Below are 17,918 nucleotides of genomic sequence, written 5' to 3'. Positions count from 1 at the left end.
AGGGTCTTGCGGGAAAACATTTAAGCGCTTAGCTTTCTAGCACTTCAGCAAGTCAACTCCCGTACGCCGGAGGCTCCGCCGTGTCCCACCACCCCACCGAAATCCTCGTCGCGGGCCAGTGGCGACGCGGCGGCGGCGCTCCGCTGGACACCGTGAACCCCGCCACCGGCCAGGTGCTCGCCACGCTGCACACCGCGTCCGCCGAGGACGTCGACGAGGCCGCGCGGGCGGCGGCAGCGGCCGCGGCGGACCCGGCCTGGCGCGAGCTTCTCCCCCACCAGCGGGCCCGGCTCCTGTACCGGATCGCGGAGCTGACCGAGGAGGCCGCCGACGAGCTGGCCGCGACGCAGACCGCCGACACCGGCAAGACCCTCACCGAGACGAAAGCGCTCGCGCTCAGCGCGGCCGGCACCTTCCGGTACCTGGCCGCGACCCTGGAGACCGCCGAGGAGGCGATCACGCCCTCGCGCGGCCCGTACGTCACGATGAGCGTGCACGAGCCGATCGGCGTCGTCGGGGCGATCAACCCGTGGAACTCCCCGGTCGCCAGCGACGCGCAGAAGATCGCGCCCGCCCTGGCCGCCGGGAACGCGGTGCTGCTCAAGCCGGCCGCCTGGACCCCGCTGGTCTCACTGAAGCTCGGGCGGATCATTACCCGCGCCCTCGCCGAACTCGGCCTGCCCACCGCCCTGTTGTCCGTACTCCCGGGCAGCGGACGGGTCGTCGGCGACGCCGTCGTACGGCATCCCCTCGTCGGCCGGATCGGGTTCACGGGCGGCACGGAGACCGGCCGTTCCATCGCCGAGATCGCCGCGCGCAAGCTGATCCCCGCCTCCCTCGAACTGGGCGGCAAGTCGCCGACGATCGTGCGGGCCGACGCGGACGTCGAACAGGCCCTCGCGGGCGTGATGTTCGGGATCTTCTCGTCCAGCGGGCAGTCCTGCATCGCGGGTTCGCGACTGTTCGTCCACGCGTCGCTGTACGAGTCGTTTGTCGATGAACTCGTCTCGCGGGTAGGGAAGTTGCGCGTCGGGCCCGGGACCGATCCCGACACCCAGGTCGGTCCGCTCGTGCACCAGAAGCACCGGGACTCGGTCGCCGCCTACGTCGACCTCGCCCGCTCCGAAGGCGCCGAGGTGCTGTGCGGCGGCGCCGCGCCCGAGGGCCCCGCGTACGAGAACGGCGCGTACTACCTGCCCACCGTCCTCGCCGGACTGCCGAACGACTCCCGCACCTGCCAGGAGGAGATCTTCGGCCCGGTCCTGGTGGTCCTCCCCTACGACGACGAGGACGACCTCGTCCGCCAGGCCAACGACTCCGTGTACGGCCTGGCCTGCGGGATCTGGACCCGCGACCACCGCGCCGCCTGGAACCTGGCCCGCCGGATCGACGCGGGCACCGTGTGGATCAACACGTACAAGCAGTTCAGCGCGTCCACCCCGTTCAGCGGGATGAAGGACAGCGGCCTCGGCACCGAGAAGGGGCGTGACGCCATCCGCGCCTACCAACGCCAGAAGTCCCTGTACTGGGGCACGTCCGAAGCCCCGCTCCCCTGGGCCAACTGACCACGATCCAGGAGTTCCTGAGATGTCCCACCCCCCGATCGCCCGGCTGCGCGCGCTGCGCTCCGTCGAACTGCTCACCCCCTCCTTCGCCGAGGCCACCGACTTCTACGAGGAGGCCTGGGGCCTTGAGGTCGTCGAGTCCGAGCACAGCGCGAGCTGGCTGCGCGGCACCGGCGAGCAGCACCACGCCCTCCAGCTCACCCGCTCCGACCGCACCGGCCTCGGCCGCCTCGTGTTCGCCGTCACCACCCCCGCCGAGATCGACGAGGCGGCGCGCCGCCTGGAGGCCCGCGGGATCGTGCCGGTCGCGGGGCCTGGACCGCTCGACCAGGTAGGTGGCGGCTACGGCCTCCGGTTCCACGACCACGAGGGCCGGCTCGTCGAGCTGTCCGCCGAGACCTGGGCGGTGGCGCCGCGCGGGCAGGACACGGCCGTGCCGGTCGGCGTCACGCACACCGTCCTCAACACCCCCGACATCGACGCCGCCGTCGCCTTCTACTGCGACGTCCTCGGCCTGCGTGTGTCCGACTGGTCCGAGCACCAGATGGCGTTCCTGCGCTGCAACGCCGACCACCACTGCATCGCGTTCAACCAGGCCGAGTGGGTGTCCCTCAACCACGTGGCGTACGAGATGAGTTCGGTCGACCACTTCATGCGCGGGCTCGGGCGGCTCCGGCACCACGGGATCGTCCCGAAGTGGGGTCCTGGGCGGCACGGGCCGGGCAACAACACCTTCTCCTACTTCACCGACCCGACCGGGCTCGTCTGCGAGTACACGTCCGAGGTCGCGCAGATCGTCGAGGACCGGTGGATCGCCAAGGTGTGGCGGCGGGTGCCGGAGCTGTCCGATCTGTGGGGCACGGCGGGGGCGCCGTCGAAGGAGATCCGCTGTCACATGGCCGGTTCGCCGGAGTCACCGGTCATTCCGGAAGGAGCACAGAAATGAGCACGCTGAAGGTCGGACTCGTCGGCTGGGGCGCCATCGGCCGCGTCGTCGGCACGGCGCTCGCCCAAGGCGACGTCCAGGGAGCCGAGTTGACGTGCATCGTCGACAACCGGCCGCTCGGCGAGGCGGCGCCCGCGCCGCAGGTGACCTTCGACGAGGCCATCGACTTGTGCGACCTGATCGTCGAGGCGGCAGGTCAAGGCGTCGTACGGGAGTGGGGCGAGCACGTCCTCACCTCCGGCACCGATCTGCTCGTGGCCTCGACCGGGGCCCTCACCGACGACGAGCTCGCCAAGCGGCTGCTCGACGCCGGTCCCGGCCGGGTGTACTTCACGGGCGGCGCGGTCGGCGGCCTCGATCTGCTCCAGGCCGTGCGGGCCCTGGGGCCGATCGAGGACGTCCGGCTCACCACCACGAAGCTTCCCTCCACCCTCGAACAGCCTTGGATGGACGAGGAGTTGCTGGGGCGCATGCGCTCGGCGACCGGACCCGTCGAGGTCATGTCGGGCACGGCGCGCGACGTGCCGGTGAAGTTCCCCAAGTCGACGAACGTGGCCGCCTCGGTCGCCCTCGCCGTCGGCGACCTGGACGCTGTGCGGGTCGAGGTCGTCGCCGATCCGGGGGCCACCCGCACCCGGCACGTCATCGAGGCGTCCGGGGAGCACGGCGCGTACCGCTTCGAGGTCGCGCACCGGCCCGACCCGGGCAACCCGGCGACCAGCCAGGTCGTGCCGTACGCGGTGCTGCGGTCGGTGGCCGCGCTCGCCGGGCGCTCGGGGCAGATCCTGTGACCGGCATACATGTCGAAGAGGCGGGCGACGAAGGTCCGCTGCTGCTGTGCCTGCACGGCATCGGCTCCTCGTCGGCCGCGTTCGCGCCGCAGCTCGAAGGGCTCGCCCCGCACGCCCGGGTCATCGCCTGGGACGCGCCCGGATACGCCAAGTCCCCCGACCCGGAAGGGCCGTTGGACCTCGACGGATTCGCGGACGCCGCGGCGGAGCTGATCCGCTCGTACGGCCCGTCGGCGCACGTCCTCGGTGTCTCGTGGGGCGGTGTCATCGCGCTGCGGCTCGCGACCCGTCACCCCGACCTCGTCGACTCGCTGATCGTCGCCGACTCCAGCGCGGGCTCCGGCACCGACGAGGCGAAGGCGGCCGGGATGCGGGCGCGCGCCGCGGAGCTGGCGGAGGCCGGGCCGCGCGCGTTCGCCGAGAAGCGCGGGCCGCGCCTCGTCTCGGACCTCGCGCCCACCGAACTCGTCGAGCGGGTCGTCGACACCATGGCCTCCTCCGTGCGACTGCCCGGCTACGGGTACGCCGCCGAGGCCATGGCCGGCGCCGACCTGCGCCCCGAACTGTCCGCCGTCTCCGCGCCCACGCTCGTGATCTGCGGCGACCGCGACAAGGTCACCGGCGTCGAGGCCTCCCAGGTCATCGCCGGCGGCCTGCACAAGACGGCCTACGTGATCGTCAAGGACGCCGGTCACCTCGCCAACCAGGAACAGCCCGAGCGGTTCAACGCCTGGGTCCTGTCCCACCTGCACATCGTCACCCGCTGACGCACCCCGAAAGGCTCACACCATGCCTCTGACCACCACCGAGTACGACAACGGCGGCGACCTCGGCACGTACACCGACTCGCTGATCGCGTCGAAGGAGTCCCGCGTCGCCGACTTCGACACGCTCTCCTTCCAGGAGAAGGCGGGCAAGCAGTACCGCCGCGGCCAGATCCGCTACGTCGGCTCCGGCGCCACCGGCAACCACGAGGGCGACAGCCGCATCCTGCCGTCCGGCGGCTTCACCTTCTCCAACATGCTGCTTCCGCCCGGCGCCGAGGGCCCGGCCCACACCCACCACGACGTGGAGGAGGCCTTCTTCGTCCTGGAGGGCGAGGTTCGCGTCGGCGTCCACCGCGGCCCGGACGAGGTCGAGTACCGCACCCTCGGCTACCGCGACATGATCGTGGTGCCCGCCGGTGTGACCCGCTCGCTGAAGAACGAGGGCGACACCGACGCCCTGTTCTGCGTGGTCATCGGCACGCAGAAGCCGCAGGTGCCCTCGTACCCCGAGTACTCGCCGATGCACGGCGTCACCCGTGACTGACTCGCGTGACGCGCGCACGGTCGTCGTGACCGGGGCGGGCCGTGGTCTGGGACTGGCCATGGCCCGCCGGGCCGGCGCGGACGGCTTCCGGGTCGTCCTCGCCGAGCTCGACCCGGAGCGCGGCGCCCGCGCGGCCGAGGAGCTGCGGAGCGAGGGGCACGACGCGCACTTCGCACGCTGCGACGTGGCGGACCCGGCGTCCGTCGAGGAACTCGCCTCGTTCGTACGTGACTTGGGCGGGCTCTACGGTCTCGTCAACAACGCGGCCCTCGCCAACGGCGTCGGCGGCAAGGAGTTCCAGGACATCGACATCGAGGCCTGGGACCGCCTGATGACGGTGAACGCGCGCGGCCCCTGGCTGGTGTCCAAGGCGCTGCACCCGCTGTTCGGCCCGACCGGACGCATCGTCAACATCGCCTCGGACGCCGCCCTTTACGGTTCGCCCCGGCTCGCGCACTACATCACGTCGAAGGGCGCGGTCATCGCCCTCACCCGCGCGATGGCCCGGGAGCTCGGCGAGCGCGGCATCACCGTGAACGCGCTGGCGCCGGGCCTCACCGAATGCGAGGCGACCGAGACGGTCCCGGAGGAGCGGCACGGTCTCTACGCCGCGAACCGGGCGATCTCCCGGCCGCAGCAGCCCGACGACCTGACCGGGTTCGCGTCCTTCCTCCTCTCCGAGGAGTCCCGCTATCTGACCGGACAGGTGATCGCCGTCAACGGCGGATTCACCATGAACTGACCCAACACCCAACTTCCGTACTGGAGAACTGAGTTATGGATCTGGGCCTCGCCGACCGGACCTATGTGGTCACCGGAGGCAGCTCGGGCGTCGGCCTGGCCACGGTCCGCGCCCTCCTCGACGAAGGCGCGAACGTCGCCACCTGCGGGCGCGACGCCGACCGCCTGAAGAAGCTCGGCACCCACGAGCGCCTCTTCACCGCCACCTGCGACGTGCGCGACGCCGACGCCGTACGCGGCTTCGTGGCGGCGTCCGCGCAGGCCTTCGACGGGCGCATCGACGGACTGGTCAACAACGCCGGCCAGTCCCGCATGAAGCGCCTCGACGACACGACCGAGGACGACTGGCGCGACGAGCTGGAGCTGAAGTTCGCGGGCGTGCTGAATCCGCTCCAGGCGGCGCGGGAGTATCTGCGGGCGTCCGAAGCGGCCTCCGTCGTCAACGTCAACGCGGTGCTCGCCAAGCAGCCCGAGCCGCGGCTGATCACGACGAGCGCCGCCCGCGCCGGCATCCTCAACCTCTCCAAGTCCCTTTCCCAGGAGCTGGCTTCGGATGGCATCCGGGTCAACTCGGTCTGCCTCGGCCTCATCGACACCGGGCAGTGGACGCGCCGGCACGCCGCCGCGGACTCCGGGATGAGTTACGAGGACTGGCAGGCGGAACTGGCCGCCGACCGCGGCGTCTCGCTCGGCCGGCTCGGCCGCGCCGAGGAGGTCGCTTACGCGATCGTCGCGCTGCTCTCGCCACGCGCCTCGTACATCACCGGGACCGCCATCGACGTCTGCGGCGGCGTCGGCCGCGGCATCCTCTGAGGAGTTCACATGCAGTACACCAACGGCGGTGACCTCCTCGTCGCCGTCCTGAAGGAACTCGGCGTCGACACCGTCTTCGGCATCGTGTCCGTGCACAACCTGCCGCTGGTCGAGGCCGTCGACCGCGAGCTGCGCTTCGTACCGGTGCGGCACGAGGCGAGCGCCGTGAACGCCGCCGACGCGTACGGCCGTGCCCGCGGAGGCATCGGCTGCGCGCTCACCTCGACCGGGACGGGTGCGGGCAACGCGGCCGGGTCGCTGATCGAGGCGCTCGCCTCCGGCACGTCCGTGCTGCACGTCACCGGCCAGGTCGAGGCCGAATTCCTGGGCAGCGGACGCGGGTTCATCCACGAGACGAAGAACCAGCTCGGCATGCTCGACGCGGTCTCGGCGTACGCCGCCACCGTCTGCTCCACCGAGGAGGCGGGCACCGTCCTGCGCGCCGCCGCCCGCGCCGCGCTCGCCGCACCCGGCGGCCCGGCGAGCGTGGAGTGGCCGATCGACCTTCAGTACGCGGCGCAGACGGACGCTCCCGAGGACGTCGAGCAGGTCACCACCGCTATCGATGCCGCCCAACTGGCCTCCGCAGCCGCCCTGTTGGCCTCCGCCGAGCGCCCCCTCATCTGGGCCGGCGGCGGTGCCACCCGCGCGGGCGCCGAGCTCACCGCGCTCGTCGAGGCGACCGGCGCCGGGCTGCTCACCTCCAACTCCGGGCGCGGCGCGGTCCCCGAGGACCACCCGCAGGTCATCGGCAACTTCGCCACCACCCCCGCCGGGCGGGCCCTGCTCGCCGACGCGGACGTTCTGCTGACCATCGGCACGCACTTCCGCTCCAACGAGACCGCCGACTACGGGCTCCAACTCCCCGACGCCGACCGCCACATCCAGATCGACGTCGACGCCGCCGCCCTCGGCCGCGTCTACCCGGCCGCGCACACCCTGCACGCCGACGCCGTAGACGCCCTGGCCGCCCTGCTCCCGCACGCCCGCCCCGCCGAGCCGTCGTGGACCCAGCGAATCAAGGACGTACGCGCCGAGGTACGCGCCACGCTCCACGACAACATCGGCCCCCAGGCCGCCATCTGCGACGGACTGCGCGCCGTGCTGCCGCGCGACGCCGTCGTCGCCCGCGACGTCACCATCCCGTCCAGCAGCTGGGGCAACCGGCTCCTGGAGATGTACGACCCGCGCTCCAACGTCTTCCCGCGCGGCGGCGGCATCGGGCAGGGCCTCGGCATGGGCATCGGAGCCGCGCTCGCCGACCCCGAGCGGCCCACCGTCGTCATCGCGGGCGACGGCGGCCTCGCCGTGCACCTCGGCGAGCTGCTCACCGTCGCCCAGGAACGCCCCCGCCTGACCGTCCTGGTCTTCAACGACGGCGGCTACGGCGTGCTGCGCAATATGCAGGACCGCTACAGCGAGCGCCGCTCCGGCGTCGACCTCGCCACCCCGGACTTCGAACTCCTCGCCCGTGCCTGCGGGTTGCCGTACCTCCGGATCGCCGACGCCGAGCACGCACGCCCGGTGATCGAGCAGGCCGTCGGCGCCGAGGGGCCGACGCTCGTCGAGGTCGACCTCGCCTCGCTCGGCCCGATGAAGAACCCGTTCACCCCGCCCGTGAAGATCCCCGGCGCGTAAGGAGACCACCATGACCGACGACCGTCTCCTGGACCTGCTGGTCCGGCGGATGACCTGGGAGGCCGACGGCGTCCTGTCCGTCGAGCTGACCCGGCCCGCCGACCAGCTCGGCAAGCCACTCCCCGCTTGGGCGCCTGGCGCGCACCTCGACGTGCACGTCGGCGGGCAGGTGCGCCAGTACAGCCTGTGCGGCGACCCGTCCGACTGCGGCACGTACCGCATCGGTGTGCTCAACGAGCCGTCCTCGCGCGGTGGTTCGCGCCACGTGCACACCAAGCTGCGCCCCGGCCAGCAGGTCACCGTGTCCGAGCCGCGCAACCACTTCGCCCTGGAGGACGCCCCCGCGTACGTGTTCATCGCCGGCGGCATCGGTGTCACGCCGATCCTCGCGATGGCCAGGGAGGCGGCCCGGCGCGGCGCCGACTGGCGCATGGTGTACGGCGGCCGGGGGCGTGCCTCGATGGCGTTCACCGAAGAACTGGCTGCTCTGGGAGGTGACTTGACCCTCGTGCCGCAGGACGAGCAGGGGCACATCGACCTGGACGCGACGCTCGCCGGGCTGCCCGAAGGGGCCCTCATCTACTCCTGCGGGCCCGAGCCGCTGCTCGCCGCCGTCGAGGAGCGCTGCCCCGGCGACCGACTGCGCCTCGAAAGGTTCGCCGCACCCGTCGCCGAACGGTCCGAGGACGACGGCCAGTTCGAGGTCGAGTGCCGCACCTCGGGGCAGACCCTCACCGTCGGCGCCGACACCTCGATCCTGGAGGCCGCCGAGACCGCGGGCATCGACGTCACCAGCTCGTGCCGCGACGGCATCTGCGGCTCCTGCGAGACCCGCGTCATCGAAGGCGCCCCCGAACACCGCGACTTCCTCCTGTCGGAGGCCGAGCACGCCGCGAGCGCCTCGATGATGATCTGCGTCTCGCGCTGCGCCGCCGGCTCCCGCCTCGTACTGGACCTGTAAGCCCCACCTGAACCTCCTGAACCTCCTGAACCTCCTGAAGACGTAGGAGACACCCATGAGCAGCACCACCGAGACCACCACCGACTGGCCGTACCTGGAGGTCCACCAGTCCCGCGACCACGAGCCGAGCCCCTACGAGTTCAAGCTGGCGGCCACCCTCGAAGAGGTCTTCACCAAGGTCGGCCACGAACTCACCGACGTCGTGAGCGGGCTGAACGCCCGTCAGGTCCACGCCCCCGACGGGGCGCCGTGGACCGAGGAATCCTTCCGCGCCGAGATGCACCGACTGGGAGCGTGACACACCCATGGCTCTGACCGCCGACAAGATCTACGCGACCGGCCTGCGCAACCAGTGGCACCCCGTCGTCCCCTCCTCCTTCGTCGCGCCCGGCGCGATGCGCAAGGTCACCGTCCTCGGCGAGCAGTGGCTGCTGTTCCGCCGCTCCGACGGCACCCTGAGCATGCTCGCCGACCGCTGTCCGCACCGCGGCGCCCCGCTCTCCCTCGGGAAACACCTGGGCGACCGGGTGGCCTGCTGGTACCACGGCATCGAGATCGAGACCGACGGCACCGTCTCCTCCGTGCCCGGCCTGCCCGGCTGCAACCTGGAGGGCAAGAAGCTCGTCACGTCGCTTCCCGTGCGCGAGGTGTCCGGCGCCGTACTCGCCTACTTCGGCGACGAACAGCACCCGGAACCGGCCGAGTTGACGCTCCCCGAGCCGCTGACCGACCCCGACACCGACGCGATCCTCTGCTACGCGGAGTGGAACGTGCCGTGGCGCTACGGCGTCGAGAACCTGCTCGACCCGATGCACGGCCAGTTCCTGCACCACGACTCACACACCATGTTCGACGGTGACACCACCGCCAAGTTCCGCATCCGGGAGACCGACCGCGGCTACTTCTTCGAGAAGACCGACCAGCGGGGGGTGAACTTCGACTGGGTCGAGCTGTGCCGTACGGGCGTGGACTGGGTCGACCTGTCGATCCCCTACCCGCCGTCCGCGGGCCCCGGCGGCCCGTTCGGCATCGTCGGCATGGTGCGCCCGGTCGACGAGGGGCGCTGCGCCGTCTTCTTCTGGCGCTACCGCAAGGTCCAGGGCTGGCAGCGCGACACCTGGCGCTTCCTCTACAAGACGCTCATCGAGAAGCGGCACTGGGAGGTCCTGGAGCAGGACCGGGAGATGCTGGAGGCCATGCCGGCCGACGCCGACCAGCAGGAGAACCTGTACCAGCACGACCTCGGCGTGGTCCGGCTCCGCCGCATGTACCACTCGGCCGCAGAGGCCCAGGCGTCCACGTGACCGCCACGGCCTTGGGGCTCCACCACCTTGGGGCGCCACCGCCTTGGGCAGTCCGCCGCCTGGGGCGGCAGGGTGGGCAAGGCGGCACCCCGTCGGGGCAGCGCCCACGGTCGACCCCCACCCCGACGGCGTTGCGGCCACGGGGCTCTGCCCCGGACCCCGCTGCTCAATCGCCGCAGGGGCTTAATGTGCCCGCACCCGCCGCCTCGCGGGCTTGAAGTACCCGCACTCGCGCCGCACGGGGCGCGCCGCACGAAGCGGGCCGCCCGAACGCGGTCAGCTCGATGGGGGTGTCCCTCGGCACGGCCGCGGGCCTCCCCCTGATCACGTACCTCGTCTACCGTTTCGACTGGCACACCTCGTTCCTCGCCCTCGCGGCGCTGAACGCGGTGATCGGCCTGCCGCTGATCCTGCTGTGCGTACGAGGACGTGGCGTGCGCGGCGCCGAGCGGCCTGGCTTCGGGGCCACGCTGAAGGGCGCGCTGCGCATGCCGCGCCTGGCGCCCATCCTGGTCATCGAGATCGCCACGCTCGCGTATCTGTGGGGGTCGAGCGCCTGGCTGCCCTCGTATCTGCTGCACGAGCGGCACTTCTCCCTCTCCGCGATGGGGATCGTCTCCGCCCTGCCGTTCCTGATGTCGCTGGTGTCCGGGTTCCTGGGCGGGCTGCTGCTCGACCGGCTGCCGCGGCGGCTGCTCGCGCTGCCGTTCGTGGTGGGCTCGACCGGCACCGCCGTGTGTGTGCTGCTCGTCGCGGGCGCGGACAGCGACGGGGCCGCGGCCACCGGCCTGATTCTGGCCGGCGCCTTCTGGGGCCTACAGGGCCCCGCCATCCCCACCCTCGTCCAGCACTGCGCGCCCGCCCACTTCGTCGGCAGCGCCTACGGGGTCGTGAACGGGGTCGGCAACCTCGTGTCGGCGTTCATGCCGACCCTCATGGGCGTGGCCATCGCGGCGAGCGGCGGCCACGGCTTCGGCGCCGGATTCACCCTGCTCGCCGGGGCCCAGGCGCTGACCCTGGTGTGCGGGGCATGGCTGCTGGTCAGGCCGATCCGCGAGGCACCGGCCGCCGAACCCGACGCGGCGCGGCTCGCGCGGACCTGACGACTGCCCCACGGTGGAGTGGACCACTCCACCGTGGGGCAGTGTTGGGGGCAGTCCGCGCCCACAAGGGGGCTGCGGAGGGCCCCCGCCGACGCCGTAAGGTGGGCAGGTACGCGAGGGCACGTCGGAAGGAGGCACTGGGTGATCGAGCTCGAGGGGGTTCCCGAGCTGGTCGACCCGGTCATGGTGGCCGCGTTCGAGGGCTGGAACGATGCCGGCGACGCCGCCTCCACCGCGGTCGCGCATCTCGACAAGGAGTGGAAGGGCGAGGTGTTCGCGGCGCTGGACGCCGAGGACTACTACGACTTCCAGGTCAACCGCCCGACCGTGTTCGTCGACGCCGGCGTGCGAAAGATCACATGGCCGACGACTCGGCTCTCGGTGATCCGTATCGGCGGGGACAAGCCGCGCGACCTGGTTTTGGTCCGGGGCATCGAGCCGTCCATGCGCTGGCGCTCGTTCTGCAACGAGCTGCTCGGCTTCGCGCACGAGCTGGGCGTCGAACTCGTCGTCGTCCTCGGCGCGCTGCTCGGCGACACCCCGCACACCCGGCCCGTTCCGGTCAGCGGTGTCACGTCGGACGCGGACCTGGCCTCGCGGATGAACCTGGAGGAGACCAAGTACGAGGGTCCGACGGGCATCGTCGGCATCCTCCAGGAGGCCTGCACGCACGCGGGCGTCCCCGCGGTCTCGCTGTGGGCGGCCGTTCCGCACTATGTGTCGCAGCCTCCGAACCCGAAGGCGACGCTGGCCCTCCTGAACCGTCTTGAGGACCTGATCGACCTGCGCATCCCGCTGGGCGACCTGGCCGAGGACGCGCGGGCCTGGCAGTTGGGCGTGGACCAGCTGGCGGCCGAGGACAGCGAGGTCGCCGAGTACGTGCAGTCCCTTGAGGAGGCCCGCGACACCGCGGAGCTGCCCGAGGCCTCCGGCGAGGCCATCGCCCGCGAGTTCGAGCGCTACTTGCAGCGCCGCGATCCGGACGCCGAGCCGGGCGGTCACGCGACGGACGGCGGCGACGGCTCCTCGCACCTGCGCGACAACCCCAGCGGCCGGACCAGGCCGCCGAAGCCGCCGCGCCCCGAGGGCGACGACGGCGACGAGTAGCCGCAGCACGAAGTGACCGGAGGGCGGGGCGCCGAGCGCCCCGCCCTCCGTCGTGCCCGCACCCGCACCCGCGCCCGCGCCCCGAATCTGGCCGGTTTGCGGCGTGACAGTTGTTTCCGGCCGAATTGATGGCAGTTGCAGGGGGTTCCCCATTCAACTTGTTTTCAAACGCAGTTGGTCGGCAGGGGGGTGGACGGGCGGGCGTCGGCGTAGCAGGGTGAGCCCCGACGAGCCGCAAGGAAACACACGGCACAAGCAGACCCGTACGACCTGATGTGGCGAGGGGAGCTGTGGACCGATGACCGACCAGCACGCAAGCCCGGCGCAGGGGCCGGGAGCGGCCGGGCCGGGGCCGGAGGGATCCGGTTTCACCTATCGCGGGGCGGAAGAGGAACTGATCGTTGTGGCGCGCCCGGAGGCCCGCCTGCGCGTTCAGACCGACGGTGTGCGCTCCGCGGCGGGCGCCGACGTATCGGCGCTGAACATGTTCCTCGGAGACGAACAACTCGCTCTTGAACCGCTGTTCGGCAGCGAGGAGCGGGTACAGGAAGTCGGCGAGGCACCCGCGGCCGACGTCCCGGACCTGGCGCTGTTCTACCGGGTGCGCGGCGGGGCCGAGCGGGCGCAGGAGCTGCGGTCGCGGATCGCGGCCCTCCCGGAGATCGACACGGCGTACGTGAAGCCCGGCGCGGTACCCGCGGCGCGCGCGTCGTCCCCGGAGAACTTCGACGAGGCGCGGCGGCAGAAGGAGAAGACGGCCGCGACGCCCGACTACACGGGCCGCCAGGGCTACTTGGGCCCCGCGCCCGCCGGCATCGACGCACAGTGGGCGTGGCGGCGGCTCGGCGGCAGCGGCGAGGGCGTCACCGTCATCGACGTCGAGGGCGCCTGGCAGTTGGGGCACGAGGACCTGTCGGCGAAGCTCGCCGGCATCGTGGTCGGCACGCCGATCTCGGACGTGGCCTGGCGCAATCACGGCACCGCGGTCCTCGGCGTGATCGGCGGCGACCGCAACGATCGCGGCATCACCGGCATCGTGCCGGAGGCCGTGACGGCGGCCGCGTCCTTCCAGGGCGTGGGCACGGCGGCGGCGATCCACGCGGCGGCCGACCGGCTGAGCGCCGGCGACGTCATCCTCATCGAACTGCACCGCCCGGGGCCGCGGTTCGACTTCGAACCGCGCGACGACCAGCGCGGCTACATCGCCCTGGAGTGGTGGCCCGACGACTTCGCGGCCATCAAGTACGCGACGGCGAAGGGCATCGTGGTCGTGGGCGCGGCGGGCAACGGGTCCGAGTCCCTCGACGACGCCGTGTACGAGCGGCGGCCCGACGAGTTCCCGACGTGGTGGCACAACCCGTTCAACCCGTCGAACCGCTCCTCGGACGCGGTCCTCGTCGGCGCGGGCGCCCCGCCACCCGGCACCCACGGCCGCGACCACGGCCCGGACCGCTCGCGCCTCTCGTTCTCCAACTACGGTGCCCGCGTGGACGCCCAGGGCTGGGGCCGCGAGGTCACCACCACCGGCGGCTCCTGGAACAAGCCCGGCGATCTTCAGGGCGGCACCGAGGAGATCGCCTGGTACACCGACACCTTCTCAGGCACCTCGTCCGCCTCCCCGGTGGTCGTCGGCGCGCTGACCGCCCTCCAAGGAATGCTCAAGGCAGGCGGTCAGCGCCCGATGACCTCGCAGCGGGCGCGCGAGGTACTCCGGGCGACCGGCTCACCACAGCAGGACGCCCCCGGCCGGCCCGCCTCGCAGCGGATCGGCAACCGGCCCGACATCAAGGGAGCGGTCACCAACCTGCTTCCCTCGACGGTCGGTTCGGGCCAGGCCGAGCGGTACTGGGACGAGCTGATCCCGTATCCGCCCGAACTCCCGCCTCGGCTACGCCTGTTCGTGGCGGGCTCCTGGCGCAATCTGAACAATCCGTCCCCCGAGACCCGCCAGGCGGTGCACACCGCCTTCGCAGGGGGACGGCCCGACGTACGTGTGTGGTTCTCGGACGACGAGGTCGTCGGCCTGGTCGTCACGGGCTGAGAGGCAACGCAACCAACCATTGATGGAAGGTGGCACCCGCATGAGCATCACCCCCCAAATGGGCCAGCAGGGTCAGCAGTTCCCGAGCACCTCGCCCTACCAGCAGCAACAGCACGGCATGGGCCAGCAGTCGTACGGTCAGCAGCAGCCGGGCATGAGCGGTCAGGGCCAGGGTGGTCAGGGCCAGGAGCAGCTCGTCCAGCAGCTCCAGCAGCAGCTCCAGCAGCTCGGCCAGCAGCAGCCGTACCAGCAACTGCTCCAGCAGCTCGGCGGGCAGCAGCAACAGCAGCCCTTCGGCCAGCAGATGCAGCAGGGCCAGCAGCAGTACGGGCAACAGCAGTACGGTCAGCAGCAGCAAGGCCAGCAGCAGGACCAGCAGGCACAGCAGATCGAGCAGCAGGTGCAACAGCATCTGCAGCAGGTCCAGCAGGCCGCGCACCAGCAGGCCCAGCAGCAGATCGAGCAGCAGGCACTCGCCTCCGGTGTGGCGAACGGCTACATCGACATCGTGCAGCCGCTCCCGGGTCAGCCGCGGCAGATCTTCCTGCGCATCAACAACCAGTTCCGGGTCCTCAACAACCCGACCCCGCAGGCCCACGACGAGGTCCAGGAGGCCTTCGCGTTCGGCCACCAGGTCGTCGGCATCTGGGACACGGGCACGCCGCTCGTCCTGCGCAGCGTGCGCGTCCAGCGCATCTGACGGGAAGGTGAAAGGCACACACGAAAAGGGGCGCCTCCCCGTGCACAGGGAGGCGCCCTCTTGGTTGTTGTCTGGTGGGACTACAGCGCTACGCCCAGCAGGGCGTCCACGGCACGCGATACGACGCCGGGGGCGCCCTCGTCCGTGCCACCATCGGTCGACTGGGCCTCGGCCCAGCGGTCGACGGCGATCAGCGCGGTGGGTGCGTCCAGGTCGTCGGCGAGCGCCTCGCGGATCTCCTCGACGAGCGCCTCGGCGGACGGGCCGTCGGGGCGGGAGACGGCGGCGCGCCAGCGGTCGAGACGGGCCACCGCGTCGGCGAGCACCTGGTCCGTCCACTCCCAGTCGGAGCGGTAGTGGTGGTCGAGGAGCGCGAGCCGGATGGCGGCGGGGTCGACACCCTCGCGGCGCAGCGCGGAGACGAACACCAGGTTGCCCTTGGACTTGGACATCTTCTCGCCGTCGAGCGCGACCATGCCGGCGTGCACGTACGCCTTGGCCATCGGGAACTCGCCGGTGAGCGCCTGGGCGTGCGAGGCACCCATCTCGTGGTGCGGGAAGGCCAGGTCGGAGCCGCCGCCCTGGACGTCGAAGCCCATGCCGAGGTGGTCGAGGGCGATGGCGACACACTCGATGTGCCAGCCGGGGCGCCCCTGGCCGAGCGAGCCGCCGTCCCAGCTGGGCTCGCCCTCGCGGGCGGCCATCCACAGCATCGGGTCGAGCGGGTTCTTCTTGCCCGGACGGTCCGGGTCGCCCCCGCGCTCGGCGGAGAGCAGCCGCATCGCTGCGGCGTCGAGGTTCGAGACGGACCCGAAGTGCGGGTCGGCGTCCACGGAGAAGTAGGTGTCGCCCTCGAGCTCGTAGGCGGCACCGGAGTCACGCAGTCGTTCGACGAGCGGCACGATGCCGGGTATCGCCTCGACGGCGCCTATGTAGTGCTGCGGCGGCAGCATCCGCAGGGCGGTCATGTCCTCACGGAAGAGGGCGGTCTCGCGCTCGGCGAGGCCGTCCCACTCGATGCCGTCACGCACGGCCCGCTCCAGCAGAGGATCGTCGACGTCCGTCACGTTCTGGACGTAGTGAACCTGCCGCTTGGTGTCGAGCCACACGCGCTGCACGAGGTCGAACGCGTTGTAGGTCGCCGCGTGACCCATGTGGGTCGCGTCGTACGGCGTGATGCCGCAGACGTAGATACGGGCGACGGGACCGGGGTCAAGGGTGACGAGCCCACCGGTCGCGGTGTCGTGGATCCGGAGGTCGCGGCCCTTGCCGGGCAGGGCGGGGACCTCAGAAGCGGGCCAGGCATGCATGCATCGAGCGTAACCGGACGCTGCTTCCACATACGAACCGGACCAGGCGTAATGGCCGAACTCGCCCTCTTGCGTGATCATGCCGGGCGCGCTAGGAGCGGCGATTTTCAGACGGGCGGCCAGGGAATCGCGGGCCAGTCCCCGCCCGGCTCCCGGTGCCGACCGGTCTTGAGGAGGTCCGCGACCCGCTCCCGTACGGCTTCCAGTTCGGCCGGCGTGATCAGATCACCGAGCCGCTCAGCGAGCCGCTCGCCCGCCCCCAGGGACGCCCGCAGCGCCTCCAGGGCCCCGGTCGCCTCCTCGGTCAGCGGCTCCCCCGCCCAGCCCCACAGCAGCGTGCGCAGCTTGTCCTCGGCGTTGAACGTCACACCGTGATCGATGCCGAACAGGTGCCCCTCGGCGTCGACGAGCAGATGCCCGCCCTTGCGGTCACCGTTGTTGATCACGGCGTCGAGCACGGAGAGCCGGCGCAGACGGGTGTCGTCGGCGTGCACCAGCAGCGCCGTGCGGCCCTCTCCGACCTCGGCGAACCCGATGGCCTTCCAGCCCTCCCCCGGCTCCTCACCGTCGACGAGGGCGAGCAGCCCGTCGCCCTCGTCCACCTCTTCCGGGGTGTCGATCCACAGCTGGACCATGCCCTCGCCGTACGGCCCGTCGCGCAGCACCGTCGGCGGCACGAGGCCCCAGCCGAGCGCCTCGGAGACCTCGTACGCGGCGACCTCGCGCCGCGCCAGGTTCCCGTCGGGGAAGTCCCACAGCGGGCGCTCGCCGCGTACCGGCTTGTAGACGCAGGTGGCCTCGCGGCCCTCGTGGGTGACCGTGCACACCAGCACCGCGTTCGACGCCTCGCGGATCTGTCCCTCGACGTTCAGCTCACCGAAGGTGAGCAGGTCCCGGTCGCTCACGCGTCCCGCCGGTATCCGTTCTGGCGCGGACATACGTGTCCCTCCGGGTCGAGCGGCAGGCTGCACAGCGGGCACGGCGGGCGGCCCGCGTTCACGACGTCCAGGGCCCGCTTGGCGAAGGCGCGGGCCTGGTTCCCTGTGAGGCGGACGCGGAGCATCGGCGGGCCGTTCTCCTCGTCCTGGAGAAGCTGCTCCTCGGCCTCCGCCAGGTCCTCCTCGGACTCGGCGTCCAGCTCGACGAGTGCCTGCGCCTCGACGATCATGCGCTGTTCGTCGCCGTCCCACGCGAGCGCCATCGTGCCGACGCGGAACTCCTCCTCCACGGGCGCCTCCAGCGGCGCGGTGTCGGAGATCTCGCTGGGGGCCACGGCGGGCACCGGGGCATTGCCCCCGGTACGCCGCACGACCTCGTCGAGCAGTTCGTCCATGCGCTCGGCGAGCGCGGCCACCTGGGTCTTCTCCAGGGCCACGCTGGTGACCCGGGGTCCTGCCGTGGCCTGCAGAAAGAAGGTGCGGCGCCCGGGGAGCCCGACCGTACCGGCCACAAACCGCTCCGGAGGGTCGTAGAGGAACACCTGACGGGACACGTCCTGATCTCCATGGGATCGAAATCGACTGGCTGGAACCGGTCAGGGCCGACCGGGTTGACCGTGCTGACGGCTGCTTCACCCTACTGCGGCCG

Annotated in this window: 17 protein-coding genes and 1 pseudogene; 15 read left to right on the top strand and 3 right to left on the bottom strand. The window is 71.6% G+C overall.

The genetic code is table 11. The annotated features are described in order from the left end of the window. The first annotated feature begins 80 nt into the window (after positions 1–80). The 15 genes and pseudogenes from OG746_RS33305 to OG746_RS33235 all read left to right on the top strand — a co-directional run bounded on the left by OG746_RS33305 (position 81) and on the right by OG746_RS33235 (position 15,021). Positions 81–1,565, top strand: a complete 1,485-nt coding sequence (locus OG746_RS33305) for an aldehyde dehydrogenase (protein WP_266721456.1) — start codon at positions 81–83, stop codon at positions 1,563–1,565. 22 nt (positions 1,566–1,587) lie between these two features. After that, complete coding sequence (locus OG746_RS33300) at positions 1,588–2,511, top strand: VOC family protein (RefSeq protein ID WP_266721454.1); 924 nt, start codon at positions 1,588–1,590, stop codon at positions 2,509–2,511. Continuing rightward, positions 2,508–3,302, top strand: a complete 795-nt coding sequence (locus tag OG746_RS33295) for an aspartate dehydrogenase domain-containing protein (RefSeq protein WP_266721452.1) — start codon at positions 2,508–2,510, stop codon at positions 3,300–3,302. Before OG746_RS33300 ends, OG746_RS33295 begins: the two co-directional genes overlap by 4 nt. Further along, a complete protein-coding gene (locus OG746_RS33290; protein WP_266721451.1) occupies positions 3,299–4,069 on the top strand; it encodes an alpha/beta fold hydrolase in 771 nt (256 codons plus the stop codon). Before OG746_RS33295 ends, OG746_RS33290 begins: the two co-directional genes overlap by 4 nt. Before the next feature lie 22 nt (positions 4,070–4,091). Beyond that, entirely contained in the window at positions 4,092–4,613 is a 522-nt protein-coding gene (locus OG746_RS33285) for a cupin domain-containing protein (protein WP_266721449.1), read from the top strand. Next, complete coding sequence (locus tag OG746_RS33280) at positions 4,606–5,355, top strand: SDR family oxidoreductase (RefSeq protein ID WP_266721447.1); 750 nt, start codon at positions 4,606–4,608, stop codon at positions 5,353–5,355. The genes OG746_RS33285 and OG746_RS33280 overlap by 8 nt, the downstream gene beginning before the upstream one ends. Positions 5,356–5,390: 35 nt before the next feature. Further along, positions 5,391–6,167 carry an SDR family oxidoreductase gene (locus OG746_RS33275; RefSeq protein WP_266721445.1) on the top strand — a complete coding sequence of 259 codons (777 nt, stop codon included), beginning with the start codon at positions 5,391–5,393 and terminating at the stop codon, positions 6,165–6,167. 9 nt (positions 6,168–6,176) lie between these two features. After that, positions 6,177–7,805 (top strand): thiamine pyrophosphate-binding protein, encoded by a 1,629-nt coding sequence (locus OG746_RS33270; protein WP_266721443.1) that lies wholly within the window; start codon positions 6,177–6,179, stop codon positions 7,803–7,805. Between the two features lie 10 nt (positions 7,806–7,815). After that, positions 7,816–8,766, top strand: coding sequence for a PDR/VanB family oxidoreductase (locus OG746_RS33265; protein ID WP_266721441.1), 951 nt, complete (start codon positions 7,816–7,818; stop codon positions 8,764–8,766). Between the two features lie 55 nt (positions 8,767–8,821). Further along, the gene (locus OG746_RS33260; protein ID WP_266721439.1) at positions 8,822–9,064 is read left to right on the top strand and encodes a recombinase-like helix-turn-helix domain-containing protein; all 243 of its coding nucleotides are present in this window, start codon (positions 8,822–8,824) and stop codon (positions 9,062–9,064) included. A gap of 7 nt (positions 9,065–9,071) precedes the next feature. Continuing rightward, positions 9,072–10,070 (top strand): Rieske 2Fe-2S domain-containing protein, encoded by a 999-nt coding sequence (locus OG746_RS33255; protein WP_266721438.1) that lies wholly within the window; start codon positions 9,072–9,074, stop codon positions 10,068–10,070. Positions 10,071–10,330: 260 nt separating this feature from the next. Next, positions 10,331–11,173: pseudogene (locus OG746_RS33250) on the top strand (MFS transporter); the annotation flags it as partial. Between the two features lie 141 nt (positions 11,174–11,314). Further along, a complete protein-coding gene (locus OG746_RS33245; RefSeq protein ID WP_266721436.1) occupies positions 11,315–12,280 on the top strand; it encodes a PAC2 family protein in 966 nt (321 codons plus the stop codon). A gap of 298 nt (positions 12,281–12,578) precedes the next feature. Next, positions 12,579–14,321: a S8 family peptidase gene (locus tag OG746_RS33240; RefSeq protein ID WP_266721434.1), complete on the top strand. Its 1,743-nt coding sequence runs from the start codon at positions 12,579–12,581 to the stop codon at positions 14,319–14,321. 40 nt (positions 14,322–14,361) lie between these two features. Further along, entirely contained in the window at positions 14,362–15,021 is a 660-nt protein-coding gene (locus OG746_RS33235; RefSeq protein ID WP_266721432.1) for a hypothetical protein, read from the top strand. A gap of 80 nt (positions 15,022–15,101) precedes the next feature. Here the strand turns inward: OG746_RS33235 and mshC are convergent, their stop codons facing one another. From mshC to OG746_RS33220, 3 genes are all read right to left on the bottom strand, one after another. Beyond that, a complete protein-coding gene (mshC, locus tag OG746_RS33230; RefSeq protein ID WP_266721430.1) occupies positions 15,102–16,331 on the bottom strand; it encodes a cysteine--1-D-myo-inosityl 2-amino-2-deoxy-alpha-D-glucopyranoside ligase in 1,230 nt (409 codons plus the stop codon). 107 nt (positions 16,332–16,438) lie between these two features. Further along, on the bottom strand, positions 16,439–17,269 hold the full coding sequence (locus tag OG746_RS33225; protein ID WP_266721428.1) for an Rv2133c family protein: 831 nt from the start codon (positions 17,267–17,269) through the stop codon (positions 16,439–16,441). Further along, positions 17,233–17,823, bottom strand: coding sequence for an Rv2134c family protein (locus tag OG746_RS33220; protein ID WP_266721426.1), 591 nt, complete (start codon positions 17,821–17,823; stop codon positions 17,233–17,235). Before OG746_RS33220 ends, OG746_RS33225 begins: the two co-directional genes overlap by 37 nt. Positions 17,824–17,918 lie beyond the last annotated feature (95 nt).

The organism is Streptomyces sp. NBC_01016, assembly GCF_026341035.1.
GTDB lineage: Bacteria > Actinomycetota > Actinomycetes > Streptomycetales > Streptomycetaceae > Streptomyces.
The sequence above is the reverse complement of the archived record's forward strand: the minus strand, read 5'-3'. Positions and strand labels throughout refer to the sequence as shown.